This is a genomic window from Janthinobacterium sp. ROICE36 (assembly GCF_002869965.1).
Taxonomy (GTDB): domain Bacteria; phylum Pseudomonadota; class Gammaproteobacteria; order Burkholderiales; family Burkholderiaceae_D; genus Janthinobacterium.
In genome coordinates this window covers 34319-48438 of record NZ_PEBS01000010.1, presented here as the reverse complement: position 1 = coordinate 48438, position 14120 = coordinate 34319, and the positions used below count along the sequence as shown (strand labels likewise).

Genomic DNA, 14120 nt, shown 5'->3' with positions numbered 1-14120 from the left:
TAAATCAAAGCGAAAAACAATGACAACCAGCACAGAAACAGGCAGCACGAGTACCACCGCAACCACACCGTCCCTCGACACCGGCAGCAGCCGCGAACTGAAAAAAGGCAGCCTGGCCGCCTTCAAGGGTTTGATGCCCTTTTTGACGCCGTACCGCAAGCAGTTCTTCCTGGCCGGTATCGCGCTGGTGGTGGCCGCCGCCTCCACCCTGGCCATCCCCGCCGCGTTCAAGCAGATGATCGACCTGGGTTTCGGTGGCGCGGCCGGATCGAAAAGCATCGAGCATGTCGACCTGGTGTTCCTGGCCCTGTTCGGCGTGGCGTCCATCCTGGCGCTGGCCACGGCGGCGCGCTTTTACACGGTGTCGTGGCTGGGCGAGCGCGTCACGGCCGACATCCGCAGCGCCGTGTACCGCCACGTCGTCACGCAAAGCCCCGAATTCTTTGAAACCACGCAGACGGGCGAAGTCCTGTCGCGCATTACCACCGACACGACACTGATACAAGCCGTGGTCGGCACCAGCATCTCCATGGCGCTGCGCAATGTGCTGCTGTTCCTGGGCGGCCTGGTGATGCTCTTCGTCACCAGCGCCAAGCTGGCCGGCATCATCATCGGCTTGCTGATCCTCGTCGTCGTGCCCATCATCGTGTTTGGCCGTCGTGTGCGCAAGCTGTCGCGCGATTCGCAGGACCGCATCGCCGACGCTTCGGCCATGGCCGGCGAAATCCTTAACGCCATGCCCACCGTGCAAGCGTTCACACACGAGAAAATCGAATCGAAACGCTTTGGCGACTCCGTCGAAGGCGCGTTCATGACAGCCATGCGGCGCATCCGCGCCCGCGCCCTCTTGACCATGATCGCCATCCTGCTGGTCTTCGGCACCATCGTGTTCGTGCTGTGGCTGGGCGCGCGCGCCGTGCTGGAAGGGTCGATGACGGGCGGCGATCTGGGCCAGTTCATCCTGTACGCCTCCATCGTGGCCGGCGCCATCGGCGCTTTGTCTGAGGTCATGGGCGAAGCGCAGCGCGCCGCCGGCGCCACCGAGCGCCTGCTGGAATTGATGGCCGTCAAATCGGAAATCGAGTCGCCTGTCACGCCGCTGCCGCTGCCGGCACGTGCCGCAAACGGCGCCTCTCTGTCGCTCGATGATGTCATGTTCTCGTATCCGTCGCGTCCGGACACCCACGCGCTCGATCACGTCAGCCTCGACATCCGCGCCGGCGAAACGGTGGCAATCGTGGGTCCGTCGGGCGCCGGCAAGACCACCCTGTTCCAGCTGTTCCTGCGTTTCTACGACCCGCAAAGCGGCAGCATCCGCCTCGATGGCGTGGATATCAAGCAGCTGGACCTGCATACCCTGCGCGACGCCATCGGCATCGTGCCGCAAGATACCGTGATCTTCTCGGCCGATGCCATGGAAAACATCCGCTACGGCCGCGCCGGCGCCAGCGACGAGGAAGTCATCGCGGCCGCGAAAATGGCGGCCGCCCACGAATTCATCGAGCGCCTGCCGAATGGCTATAAATCCTTCCTCGGCGAACGGGGCGTGCGCCTGTCCGGCGGCCAGCGCCAGCGCATCGCCATCGCCCGCGCCCTGCTGAAAAACCCGCCCCTGCTATTGCTCGATGAAGCAACCAGCGCGCTGGACGCGGAATCGGAACGCCTGGTGCAAAAGGCCCTGGAAGCGGCCATGGTGGGCCGCACCACGGTTATCATCGCGCACCGCCTTGCCACCGTCCAACGGGCCGACCGCATCATCGTCATGGAAGACGGCAAGATCGTCGAGACGGGCACGCATGCCTCGCTCGTTGCCCTGGGCGGCATTTACGCCAATTTGGCGGCCCTGCAATTCCATCACGTACAACTCAACTAAATACGACTCGCCATGAACGCCTTATTCCTCGCCAACCTGGGCATCACCGATTTCTGGACCTTTTTACTGGGGACCATCTTCATCGTCATCCTGCCCGGTCCCAATTCCATGTATGTGCTGTCGGTCGCCGCGCAACGGGGCGTGCGGCCCGCCTACCAGGGCGCCTTCGGCATTTTCGCGGGCGACCTGATACTGATGGTGTTGTCGGCCTGCGGCGTGGCCTCGCTGCTGAAAGCCAGCCCGGCCCTGTTTTATGTCGTGAAATACATCGGCGCGGCCTACCTGGGCTGGATCGGCCTGCAAATGCTGATCGGCTGCTGGCGCAAGCTGCGCGCGCCCGCGCCGGCTGAAGGCGTAGCGGCAGCGGCGCCAGCGCCCGGCAAGGAAAGCGATCCATTCCGCAAGGCCCTGATCATCAGCCTGATGAACCCGAAGGCCATTTTGTTCTTCATTTCCTTCTTCATCCAGTTCGTCGATCCGGCCTTCCCGAATCCCGTGCTGTCCTTCATCGGCCTGGGCCTGATCTGTCAGGTGATCAGTTTTACCTATCTGACAGCCATCATCTTTGTCGGCGCGCGCCTGGCCGAGACCTTTCGCCGCCGTCGTCGCCTGTCGGCCGGCATGGGCGGCGGCGTGGGCGCCATGTTCATCGGCTTCGGCGCGAAACTCGCCACCGCCACTCTGTAAGGAACTACCGTGAACGAGCTTGAACTGCGCCAGCGCTGCCATACCATCCTGCCGGGCCACCGCCAGCCCATGCCAGCGGCCACTTTCGCCGCCATGGCCGACTGGTGCGACGCCAACGACATCGCGCACGACACCTATGGCGAAGGCGCGCTGATCGAGCAATTCGAAAACAAGGTCGCCAGCCTGCTCGGTTTCGAGGCGGCCGTGTTCTGCATCACGGGCACCATGACGCAAGTGACGGCCCTGCGCCTGGCCTGCCAGGACCGGGGTTCCTCGCTGGTGGCACTGCATCCGACGTCGCACATCCTGCGCCACGAGCGGGGCAACCATGCATTGCTGGAGCACTTCAAGGGCTTGATGATCGGCGACCCGCACCGTCCATGGACGGTGGACGACTTGCGCGCCGTGCCCGATGCGCTGGGCGCCGCGCAGGTCGAACTGCCGATGCGCGAAATCGGCGGCCAGTGCCCGTCGTGGGATGCGTTGAGCCAGATCAAGCGGCACTGCCGCGAGCACAATATCCATTTACACATGGATGGCGCGCGCCTGTGGGAAGCGCAAGCGGGTTTTGGCCAGCCCTTGCCCGCCATCTGCGACGGCTTCGATTCCGTGTATGTCTCGCTGTACAAGGGCATAGGCGGCCTCGGTGGCGCCATGCTGGCCGGCAGCCGCCCGTTTGTCGAACGGGCGCGCGAATGGTTCCGCCGCCAGGGCGGCAATATCGTGCACCGCACGCCCTACGTGGTGGCCGCCGCCATGCAGTTCGACGCGCGCCTCGCCGCCATGCCGCAGTATTTTGCGCGCACGCAGTGGCTGTACGCGCTGCTGCGCGACTTTCCGAGCATCGCCGTCAACCCTGCGCAGCCGCAGGCCAACATGCTGCATCTGCACCTGCCAGTCTCACGCGAACGGGCCATCGCCATCCGCAACCAGGTGGCCGCAGACCAAGGCATCTGGCTGTTCAGCCGCGCCAGCCACGCAGCCCTGCCCGGGCACAGCGTGGTCGAATGGTATGTGGGGGATCAGTTGCTGGAACTGCCGGACGACACCGTGCGACTGGCCTTGACCCTGCTGCACCAGGCGCTGTGCGCCAGGGAGTAAGCCGACAACACCACAGTCATGCCAAAAAAAAGCGCCCGAAGGCGCTTTTTTCATTTCATGGCGGCCGGGTTGGCCGCCACTACCTGCTTAAAACTTGTAGTTATAAGCGAGACCGATCAACTGCATGCGGGTCTTGAACAGGCCCTTGGTGGTTTCACCGTTGCCGGTGCAGCCAGTCATTACCGGCGAGCAGTCATTCTTGTAGTTGACGTCAGCATCCTTGAAGTCGATATAGCTGTAAGCCAGGTCGATCGAGGAATTGGCATTCAGCTTCCAGTTCGCACCGATCGAATACTGCATGCGGTCGCTGTCCGGCAAAGCTGGATGGCGCAGCTCGGCGCTGGGTACCGGTGCCTGGTCGTGGGCGATACCGGCGCGCAGCATCAGGCTCTCGCTGTACTTGTAGTTGGTGCCCAGCGAGACGCGGTAAGTGTCTTTCCAGTTCTGGCGAATGCGCTCGGCGCCTTCGGCCGTCGGCGGGAACTGGATATCCAGGTTCTCCAGGCGCGAAGTACGGGTCCAGGTGACGTCGCCCATCAAGGCCCAACGATCATCCATTTGATGGAAGGCGTTGACCGACAGGGTTTCCGGCGTGCGCAATTCCACCAGCGCTTCCGAATTGACCTTGTTCGAGGCCTTGGCGATGAAGGCGTTCACGGCAGGATTGCTCGTCACCTGCGAGAAGTCCCAGATGGTGCTGCCCTTGAGCTTGTGCGAAATCGACGAACGGTAGGCGATGCCGAAACGCGTGCCTTCGTTCAGTTGGTACAGATAGCCCAGGTTGAAGCCAAAGCCCCAGTCATGGCCATCCATCGAAGCATGGCCATCCTTGATCGGGCCCTGCAGCGCGGCGCCGGCAGCTTGCGCCGCAGCCAGGCCTTGCGTCTTGGCGATATTGGCCAGGAATGCCTGCGATGCGGTTGGCGCAAATTTGCCCAGGAAAGCCACCGAACCCGGCACGTCCACGCCCTGGCCCAGTTCGGCCTTCATGTATTCGGCCGTCACGCCGAAACCGAACGAGTGGTGCTGGTCCAGCTTGAACGACACGGAAGGATTCAGGGCGATGGCTTCGAGCTTGATATTGGTGATCGCATAGCGGCCATACCAGTCATTGCCATAGTCCAGCTTGGCGCCATACGGCACGAACAGGCCCGCACCGACGCTCCACTGATCATTGATTTTCTTGCTGGCGTACAAGGCAGGCGCGACCACGGCGTCCGGCGCGTAATCCTTGGTGTCAGCGTAAGGCGTGCGATTGCCTGCGAAGAAAGGCTTCGAACCCGCATCTGTATAGGTCGAATGCGGCACGACAATGGTGCCGCCGCCGACGAACTGCGTGCCTTCCAGGCGCGACAGGCCGGCCGGGTTGTAGAAAATGGTCGATGCATCGCCGGCTTCGGCGCCGCTGGCATCGGCAGTACCCTGGGCGGTAACGCTTTGCGAACCGAAACGGTAGCCCGATGCTTGTGCGGTGGAGGAAATGCCGGCGAACGCGGCAACGATCAAAAGGGGCAGATATTTATGTTTCAAGTTAGTCTCTCTTTATTATATGAAATGTCTTCGGCACACTATCGTGGGCATACCAAGCTGCCCGTCTTGCACTTTTCTTGCCGCCGTGAACTCCAATCCACTGACGGCATGAGCGAAGCATATAATATTTTTAAAAAAAAAGCGAACGTTCGCTCTTTTTATGAAACGGCGTTGTTTTCCCTGCCAATCGTGGGGCCTCAGGCCGACAGCACGGGGGCTGGAAGCGGTATCAGAAAGCGCTGAAGCATCAGCGCCAGCATCTGTTCGGCCGGCACGGGGCGCGAGATGAAATAGCCTTGCACTTCGTTGCATTGCAGCGCGCGCAGGATATCGAGCTGCTCGCGCGTCTCCACCCCTTCGGCCACCACGCTCATGCCCAGCGCATGCGCCATCGACAGGATGGCGCGCACGAAGACTTCACCCTGCTCCGAGCGGCCCAGTTCCATGGTGAAGGCGCGGTCGATCTTCAAGCCATCCATGGCGAATTTCTGCAGTTGCGACAGCGAAGAATAGCCGGTGCCGAAATCGTCGCCCAACAGGCGCACGCCCAGCGCGCGGATGGCCGACAACTGTTCCACGGCGCGGTTCTGCTCATCCATCATGGCCGATTCCGTGATTTCCACCTCGATCAGCCGCGCATCGATGCAGTGGCGCGCCAGCGCCGACGCCAGCACCTGGTGCACGTCGCCACGGCCGAACTGGCGCGCCGAGACGTTGATGGAGACGGGCACCAGTTCCAGCCCGCTGGCCTGCCAGCGCGCCATCTGCAGGCACACCTTCTCGATGACAACTTCGCCCAGCTGCGAAATCAGGCCGCTGCTCTCGGCCACGGGGATGAATTCCAGCGGCGGCACCATGCCATGCTGCGGATGCTGCCAGCGCACCAGCGCCTCCATGCTGCACAGCTGCCCGCTCATGGCGTCGACGCGCGGCTGGTAGACGACGAGAAACTGGTCCTGCTCCAGCGCCGCCACCAGGCTTTGCTCCAGTTCGCGGCGGTTGCGGATGGTCTCGAACAATTCGGGCTGGAAGAAGCGGTGATGGCCCTTGCCTGCCACTTTCACGGCATACATGGCGATATCGGCGTTCTTCAGCAGCACTTCCGTTTCGGCGCCATCGCGCGGATACAGGCTGATGCCGATCGAAGCGCCCATCTTGTGGCGTTCGCTGCCCAGGTAAAACGGTTCGTCGAAGGCGATGGCGATACGCTGCGCCACTTGTTCGGCGCGGCTATCGTCCTCCACCGGGTTGAGCACGACGACGAATTCGTCGCCGCCCAGGCGCACCACATGGTCGCCCGGCCGCAGCACGGCCTTCAGGCGCAGCGACGCGGCGCGCAGCACCTTGTCGCCCTCGGCGTGGCCCTGCGTATCGTTGATATCCTTGAAACCGTCGAGGTCGATGAACAGCAGCGCCAGCATCTGCCCGGCAATGGCGGCGCGCCCCAGGGCGCCGGGCAGGAATTGCTGCAGCCAGTAGCGGTTGGGCAAGCCCGTCAAGCCATCTTCATTGGCCAGGCGGCGCAAGTCGCGCTCGTGCTCCTTGGCCGTGCTGATGTCTTGCAGGGTGACGGCCAGGCGGTCGCCGCTGCGCACCAGGCGCCGGCGTATCCAGCGCAGCTTGAAAGGATTGCCTTCCGGCAACTCGATTTCTTCTTCGGAAAAGCCGGACTGCATGGCGGCCCGGTAGTTATGGATCAGGTCGCGGAAATACGGCTCATGGGCGCGCGACTGAAAGCGCATGCCCAGCAATTGTTCGCGGCGCACGCCGAAGTAGCCGGCGCCCGGCTCGTTGCAGTCGACGATCTCGAAGTCGAGGATGCTGCCATCCTCGCCGCGCAGGGCGGCAATGATGTAAAAGCCATCGCTGGTGCCTTCGGTCGCCATGCGGTAGGCGTTGCGCACCCCTTCGGACTGGTGGTGGCGCCACGCCAGGCGCAGCGACAGCACAGTGGCGACGGCGGCAAAGGCCAGCAGCAGCACGGTGACGGCCAGGGCGATGCCGATATATATGGTGCGCGTTTCCTCGTAGGGATGCAGCATTTCGCCGTCCGACAGGCCGACCATGGCCGTAAACGGATAGGCTTTCAGCGCCTGCCAGCCCACATAGCGGCTTTGCTTGTCGGAAAAAGCGATCCTGCCGCCCGAATGCATGGCGCCGCTCTCCGTTTCCAGGAAGCTGGTGTCGAGAAACGGCGTGCCCTGGCCGTTCTGCATGGGCAGGACGCGCGCACCGAGGCGCGTGCTGAACAGCTCGCCCTCTTCGCCCACCATGGCGGACATGCCGAACTTGCCGAAATTGACGCTATTGTAGAATTCGGAAAAATAGCTGGAATGAAGGGAAACGAGCAGCACGCCGTCAAAATTGCCATCCTCGTCTTCCAGCCGGCGCGTGAAGTGCACCAGGCTTTCGTCGGCGCCCGGCACTGTGACCTCGCTGGCTGCATTGGCCCGTCCCAGCGCGATGCGCAGCGCGCTGGAATTGCTGCGCCAATGGCGCAGCAGGAAATCGCTGCGCTCGTTGACCCGCAGGCGCTGCAGCGGCGCTGTGGCCGTCACGGGGTGGCCCTTGCGGTCGAGGATGGCGACGATGGCAAATTGCGGCAAGGCATACATGCCCTGCGTCTTCAATTGATCGAGGCGCAAACGGCCGCGCGAATTTTCCCACTCATACTTGAGCTGCAAGGTCAGCTGGTCCATCTGCTCCAGGGTGCGCAGCAGGTACTGGCTATAGGCCTTCGACTGTGAAGACACGCTGTCGAGCGCCTGCTGCTGCGCCACCTTTTTTTCCGCCTCCAGCTGCAGCAAGGTGGCCGTCCACAGTACCGTGCACAGGACCAGCCCCAGCAAGGGCCACGCCAGGATCAGGCGCAAGTTGGCCTTCAGAAAATCGGCCCTGCTCATCTCCACCACGGCGGCGTTATTATTATTTACAAATTGTCGCAAGAACATGGTCCAGCATCTGCCGTTTCTATGTATTTCTTTAAGGACACACAAATTACCACAGAGTCATGTTTGCAGGTGAAACGGCAGCGCATTTATGTGTGCGGACGGCAGCCCGGCTGTCGCGCCTGCGTTACAATCACCATCCTTACCGTTGGAGAAATACATGCAGCAATATCAAGATTTGATCAAGACCGTGCTCGAAACGGGCAGCTGGCAAGACAACCGCACGGGCATCCGCACCCTGAGCGTGCCGGGTGCCATGATGCGTTTCGACTTGGCCAACGGCAACTTCCCAGCCGTGACAACCAAGAAACTGGCTTTCAAATCCGTGATCGGCGAATTGTGCGCCTTTTTGCGCGCCTCGCGCAACGCGGCAGAGTTCCGCGCGCTGGGCTGCAAGGTGTGGGACCAGAACGCCAACGAAAATGCGCAATGGCTGGCCAATCCCTACCGCGAAGGCGAGGATGACCTGGGGCCCGTGTATGGCGTGCAATGGCGGCAATGGCCTGCCTACAAGCTGCTCGATGCCGCCCAGCCCGCGCAGATTGCCGACGCGCAAGCGAACGGTTACGCGCTGGTCGCCCCCATCGTTGAAGACGGCGTGCAAAAAGTGCTGCTCTACAAGGCCGTCGACCAGTTGCGCGAGTGCCTCGATACCATCATGACGAACCCGGGCAGCCGGCGCATCCTGTTCCACGGCTGGAACCCGGCCGTGCTGGACGCCGTCGCCCTGCCCGCCTGCCATTTGCTGTACCAGTTCATCCCGAACGCCAGCACGCGCGAAATTTCCCTGTGTTTATATGTGCGCAGCAACGATATCGGCCTGGGCACGCCGTTCAATATCGCCGAAGGCGCGGCCCTGCTGCACCTGGTGGCGCGCCTGACGGGCTACACGCCGCGCTGGTTCACGTACTTCATCGGCGACGCGCACATCTATGAAAACCACCTCGAGATGGTGGAAGAGCAATTGAAGCGCACACCCTTCCCCGCGCCGCGTTTCGTCATTTCCGAGCGCGTGCCCGACTATGCGAAAACGGGCAAGTACGAGCCGGAATGGCTGGAAAAGATAGAACCGTCGGATTTCTCGCTGGAAGGCTATGAACACCATGCGCCCATCAAGGCGGCGATGGCCGTCTGATGGCGGTCGCACCGCTGGCCGCCCTGCACCGCAAGCTGTTTGACGAAACGGATGGCAGCAAGTTCGCCCGGCTGAAGGAGCGCCTGCTGAAAAAGCATGCGCCCGACGAGCGGCTGGCCGTGCTCGATATTCTGACGGCGTATGCGCGCGATGGGCAACTACTGCACTGGCGCAGTTTTTTGATGAGCGATATCGTGCACCTGGTGGAAGGCAGTCAACACGCGGCCTTTTTCGCCTGGGCATTGGAGCAGCCCAAACTGGCGTACTGGGGCATCGACGGCTTGCTGAAAAGTATAGGCGTGGATGCGTATGCGCCACTGGTGGCGCTGGCAGCGTCCGGCGCCACCAGCCTGGAAGTGCGCGCCAAGGCGATCAAGAGCCTGGCCGTATTCAGCCGCCAGCCGTTTGACCAGGGCTTGCCGTCCGATCCCGGCCACTGGAAGGCAGAGCAGCTGCGACTAAGCGCCGTGCTGGCCTGGCAAGCGGACGGCTACCCTGAGGGTGCAGGCTACAAGGCGCCCGCCACGCATGACACGCTGACCCAGCCGCTTTCGCGCCTGGAAATGGCAGCCACCTTCCTGGAGCGAAAACTGGCGCTGCGGCGCCAGCACGCACAGGACCTGGCGCAACCGTCGAACTGGCTGACGGTCGCCAGCGCCGAGGACATGGCCACCATCGACGCGCACTGGGTCTTGCCGGAGATATACCGCCGCTTCCTGGAATGGTATTCACCGCTGCGCGTGCATGTCGATGGCAAGTGCTTTCCCCAGGGCCTGCATCTGTACGGCGCGGCCGAGCTGGTGAAGGCCCAGCACGGCTACTCAGTCCATGCCGTGCAGCATCACACAATCGCTGCCTGGCCGCCGAAGCTCGTGGTGATTGCCGATGCGGGCGGAGACCCGTACTGCGTGCACCTGGAAGAAAGAAGCATCGACGGCGACTTGCCCGTGTACCGCGCCGAACATGGCACGGGCGGATGGCGCTTCGAGCTCCATACGGACGATTTTATCGCCTTCCTGCACCAGATCGCGCTGGCGGCCTAGCCTGCTTCGCCTCCCGGCCCACCCGGGCCGGGGCCGCCTGGCCCCCGTCCGCCCGGCGGACCGAAGCGCGGTTCGCGTTCGCCTTCTTTCGCCGCCGTGGTGGCGCCGCCGAGGCGATACGACAGCCCCACATAAATCATGCGTCCGTCGAAGCGCCGCGTGCTCGTCTCGCGCAGGGATGCGCTATTGATGACGGTTTCCATCTTGTTGCTGCTGAACACATCGGTCACGTTCATGACCAGACTCAATTGCGGCGTCGCCGTGTGGCGTAGACTGAGGTTCAGCGTGTTGTTCGGCGAGCGGTAGCCCTGTCCCGACAGCATCTTGCCTTGCATTTGCAGGGCCAGTTGCAGCTGGTTAGCCGGATTGATCTGGTAATTGAGGCGCGCGCGGCCGCTCAGGGCATTCGCCGTGCGCGTGCTGCGGTTGCCCAGGTCGTCCGAGCTGATTTGCTGGCTCCGCGCCAGATTGCCACTCGTGTTCAGGGTCAAGGATGGGGTCAGCTTGCCGCTGACACTGAATTCCAGGCCGCTCGAATGGCTGCCTTCGCCGTTTTCGCGCGTCGTCAGCAGCACATTATCGCTAATAAAATAGCGGTAATCGACGATGGCGTCCGTGTCACGCCGGTGGTAGGCGCGCAAGCTGCTTTCCAGTCCCGCGATCTTCGTTTCATAGCCGATCTCGAACGCGTCCGTCTGTGTGGGTTTCAGCTTGGGATTGCCGGCCGACACATTGAATTCGTCGCGGTACACCACGTACGGGTTCAGGTCGCCCGCGCTCGGGCGGCGAAGGCGGTGCGCATAGCTGAAGCGCAGATTGCTCTCGTCGCTGACTTTATAGGTGGCAAACAGGCTGGGGATGTAGTTGACGTAATTGTTGCCCACCTCGACGCCGCCCGTGATCTGGCGCACGTTCAAGTCCGTGTATTCGGCGCGCAAGCCGGCCAGCGCGCCCCAACGCTCTGTCAGGCGCATCTGGTAGGAACCGTACAGCGCGACAGTGCGCTCATCCATCTCGAAACGGTTGCTGCGCATGGGGTTGACGGTTGCCGCCAGGCTGGCCGGGTTGATGTCCGTGTACAGGGTGTCGAAGCTGCTCTGGTTGTCGGCCACCTTGTAGCCGAGCTTGACCGTGCCGCCCGCCAGCGGACGCTCGTAGTCGCCGCTGAAGTCGACGATGCGGTTGCCCGTTTCACTGTGCTGGCGCGCGCGGCTGTCGAAGGCATACACGGGCGCGACCGTGTAGGCGTTGGCGTAATCGCTGTCGCTCTCGTTGGTCGACGAGGACACGCGCAAGTCGATCTTCAGGGTTTCGCCCGGCACCGCTCCCTTGTGATCGTAGCGTGCGCCCCAGCTGGTGTTGCGGCTGTCGCCATTACGCACGGTGCTGCGCACATAATCGCCAATGAGATTGCCAGTGCTGTCGCCATTGAGGTAGCGGTCGAGCGAGCGCTGGTCGTTGCTGCGCCCGTTATACGACACGCTGGCGGCCAGGGTGTCGTTCGTGTTCAGGTTGTAATTGACGGTGCCGTGCAAGCCCAGCGAGTCATTCAAGCCAGTGCTGGTGGCGCTTTGGCTGCTGGGGGCGAAGGCGCCCATGCCGGGCGCCCGGCGTTCCAGGCGCTCGCGGCTGACCTCGGCGACGGAGTTGCGGCCGTCATGGCGCACATTGATGCCGCCCTGGTAGCCCCAGGGACCTTCGTTGTAGCTGCCGGAGACGGAACTGTTGTAGCGCCCGGCGATGCCCGCATTCGCATTCACGGTGGCAAAACCGCCCGGCTTGCGGTTGCGCCGAATCACCAGGTTCAAAATCGGGCCGCCACCGGCCTCGTTGCCGAACTGGGCGCCGGGATTGTTGATCACTTCCACGGACTCGATATCGTCGGCCGCCATGGCGTTCAGGGTGGCGCCGCGCGAATCGCCCTGCAGCATGGCCGATGGCTTGCCATCGATCAATATCTGCACATTGCTGCTGCCGCGCAAGGACACGGAACCGTCGGGATCGACAGCCACCGACGGCACATTGTTCAAGGCATCGGCCGCCGTACCATTGCTGCTGCCCACGTCGGACTTGACGTCGTAGACTTGCCGGTCGATGCGGCCAGTAGGACGTTCGGCCGTCACGCTGACGGAAGGGGGAGTATCGGCGGCAGGCGCCTTGGCCGATACGGGTGCTGGTGCGGGCTTGACGACAGTATCGCCGGTGACAGTTTGCGCCTGGACAGCGGCGCCGGTGGCCAGCAGGCTACCGCCCGCCAGACAGTGGAAAAGGATTTTATGCATTTGGCTACAAAATAATCGAGACGCTACGGATGAGGCGCTACGCCGCAGCGTGAGGGCACAGGTATGGGCATAGTTAAAGCATGCCACGACTCCATTCAGCAAAGCAAATGCGAACCATTGTTATTTACTTCAATTTACAAATCTCTTGCACTTGTGGTCGTACAGCCTCATCGGATGACCTTTACGCTACCTCAGCAAGCCATTGCCGCGCGCCAGTTTCAGCCAGCCCGGATATTCCGTCATCAATAAGTCATACAGTTCCGCATCGCTGTGTTCGTCCGGCGAGCTGACGGAAAAGTAATTGGCGTTGTCGACCAGGCGGCCCTGCAATTCGTCGAGCTTTTCCAGGAAGGGAAAGTCGGAATCGGCAAAGGCGGCGAGGAACTTGCTTTTCGATTTGCGCCCCTTGCCGATGCCCATGAATTGCCAGAAGATGGGCTCCTTGCTGGCCCAGCGCAATTGCTTCTCCGTTGTCGCCTGGTCGCTGGTGCCGCCATCGGTGACGAACATCACGTACACGGGCAGCTCGGCAGCAACGGGCCGCGTGCGCTCGCCGCCGGCCGCGTCGGGGAAGTAAAATGCGCGTATCGCCTGCATGGCGGCGCCATAGCGCGTGTCGCCTTCCAACGGGTGACGGGTGATCGCCTGCCCCACGTAAGTGTTGCAATTACTCAATGCCATGGGCGCCGGATGGTGGACATTTTTGCCGAACAGGAAAACATCGATTTCGCCATCGTCGTCGAACTTGCAGCCCAGGGCCAGGATGCGCTCGGCAAAACGCTGCACCAGCCCCTCCTTGTACAAGCGCCCCATGGAACCGGAAATATCCAGGCACAGACACACCTTGGCGCGATGCTCCGACAAGCCCACTTTTTGCAGCGACACGCCAGCCTGCTTGACCAGGCTGACCAGTTGTGGCGCCTCGCGCTCGACGCGCTTTTCCAGCTGGATCTTCGCCTGCTGCATTGCCGATGCCGCTGCAGCAGCAACAGGCGCGGCCTGGTCGACTTCGCCGCCGAAATGGCGCACCAGCGCATCGAGGCCGCCATTGAAACCCTGGCCCACGGCCATGCAGCGCCAGCCGTCATCCTTGCGGTAGAGTTCAAGCAGCATGACGGCTTTTTCTTGCGCAAAATCAGAGCCGGCAAAGGTAAAGCGGGCCAGTTCGCGCCCGCCCGCCCGCAGGCGCACGTAGCCGGATTGCAGCTGCGCCATCACGCCACCGCCATCGATGGACGCCGTCACGACGAGCCGGTCCATGCCGGCCGGCAAGCGCGCCAGTTGCAAGGCAAACGCGGCCATGTCGCCACCGCTGCCGGCGCGCGCTTCCACGCCGCCGCACGGCGTGCGCGGCTGGTTGAAAAAGGTCATGTAGCGCTCGTCGGACAGTTTGCCCGCCGTATCGAGGCCGAAGCACGCCACGTCGAGCGCCAGGCCCTGCGCGGCGACGCCGATTTCCAGCACGCCATCGGGAACGAGATTGGCCAGCGGCAAGCGCTGACCCTTGGCAAGAGTTTCCAT

Annotated in this window: 9 protein-coding genes; 5 read left to right on the top strand and 4 right to left on the bottom strand. The window is 62.6% G+C overall.

Annotated elements, in window-relative coordinates; genetic code table 11:
• Positions 1–19: 19 nt before the first annotated feature.
• The 3 genes from CSZ94_RS06255 to CSZ94_RS06245 are packed head-to-tail and all read left to right on the top strand — an operon-like array spanning position 20 to position 3661.
• Positions 20–1873: an ABC transporter transmembrane domain-containing protein gene (locus CSZ94_RS06255; protein WP_102120722.1), complete on the top strand. Its 1854-nt coding sequence runs from the start codon at positions 20–22 to the stop codon at positions 1871–1873.
• A gap of 12 nt (positions 1874–1885) precedes the next feature.
• A complete protein-coding gene (leuE, locus tag CSZ94_RS06250) occupies positions 1886–2560 on the top strand; it encodes a leucine efflux protein LeuE (protein WP_102120721.1) in 675 nt (224 codons plus the stop codon).
• 9 nt (positions 2561–2569) lie between these two features.
• Entirely contained in the window at positions 2570–3661 is a 1092-nt protein-coding gene (locus CSZ94_RS06245) for a threonine aldolase family protein (RefSeq protein WP_102120720.1), read from the top strand.
• A gap of 87 nt (positions 3662–3748) precedes the next feature.
• Here the strand turns inward: CSZ94_RS06245 and CSZ94_RS06240 are convergent, their stop codons facing one another.
• Together CSZ94_RS06240 and CSZ94_RS06235 are read right to left on the bottom strand one after the other, a co-directional pair.
• Entirely contained in the window at positions 3749–5191 is a 1443-nt protein-coding gene (locus CSZ94_RS06240) for an OmpP1/FadL family transporter (protein ID WP_102120719.1), read from the bottom strand.
• 197 nt (positions 5192–5388) lie between these two features.
• The gene (locus tag CSZ94_RS06235; RefSeq protein WP_102120718.1) at positions 5389–8142 is read right to left on the bottom strand and encodes a bifunctional diguanylate cyclase/phosphodiesterase; all 2754 of its coding nucleotides are present in this window, start codon (positions 8140–8142) and stop codon (positions 5389–5391) included.
• A 157-nt stretch (positions 8143–8299) separates the two neighbouring features.
• Between CSZ94_RS06235 and CSZ94_RS06230 the strand changes: the two genes are divergently transcribed.
• Together CSZ94_RS06230 and CSZ94_RS06225 are read left to right on the top strand one after the other, a co-directional pair.
• On the top strand, positions 8300–9274 hold the full coding sequence (locus CSZ94_RS06230; RefSeq protein ID WP_102120717.1) for a thymidylate synthase: 975 nt from the start codon (positions 8300–8302) through the stop codon (positions 9272–9274).
• Positions 9274–10317 (top strand): SMI1/KNR4 family protein, encoded by a 1044-nt coding sequence (locus tag CSZ94_RS06225; protein WP_102120716.1) that lies wholly within the window; start codon positions 9274–9276, stop codon positions 10315–10317. The genes CSZ94_RS06230 and CSZ94_RS06225 overlap by 1 nt, the downstream gene beginning before the upstream one ends.
• Here the strand turns inward: CSZ94_RS06225 and CSZ94_RS06220 are convergent.
• Positions 10314–12599 carry an outer membrane beta-barrel family protein gene (locus CSZ94_RS06220; RefSeq protein ID WP_102120715.1) on the bottom strand — a complete coding sequence of 762 codons (2286 nt, stop codon included), beginning with the start codon at positions 12597–12599 and terminating at the stop codon, positions 10314–10316. The genes CSZ94_RS06225 and CSZ94_RS06220 overlap by 4 nt on opposite strands.
• A 186-nt stretch (positions 12600–12785) precedes the next feature.
• Positions 12786–14120 (bottom strand): VWA domain-containing protein, encoded by a 1335-nt coding sequence (locus tag CSZ94_RS06215; RefSeq protein ID WP_102120714.1) that lies wholly within the window; start codon positions 14118–14120, stop codon positions 12786–12788.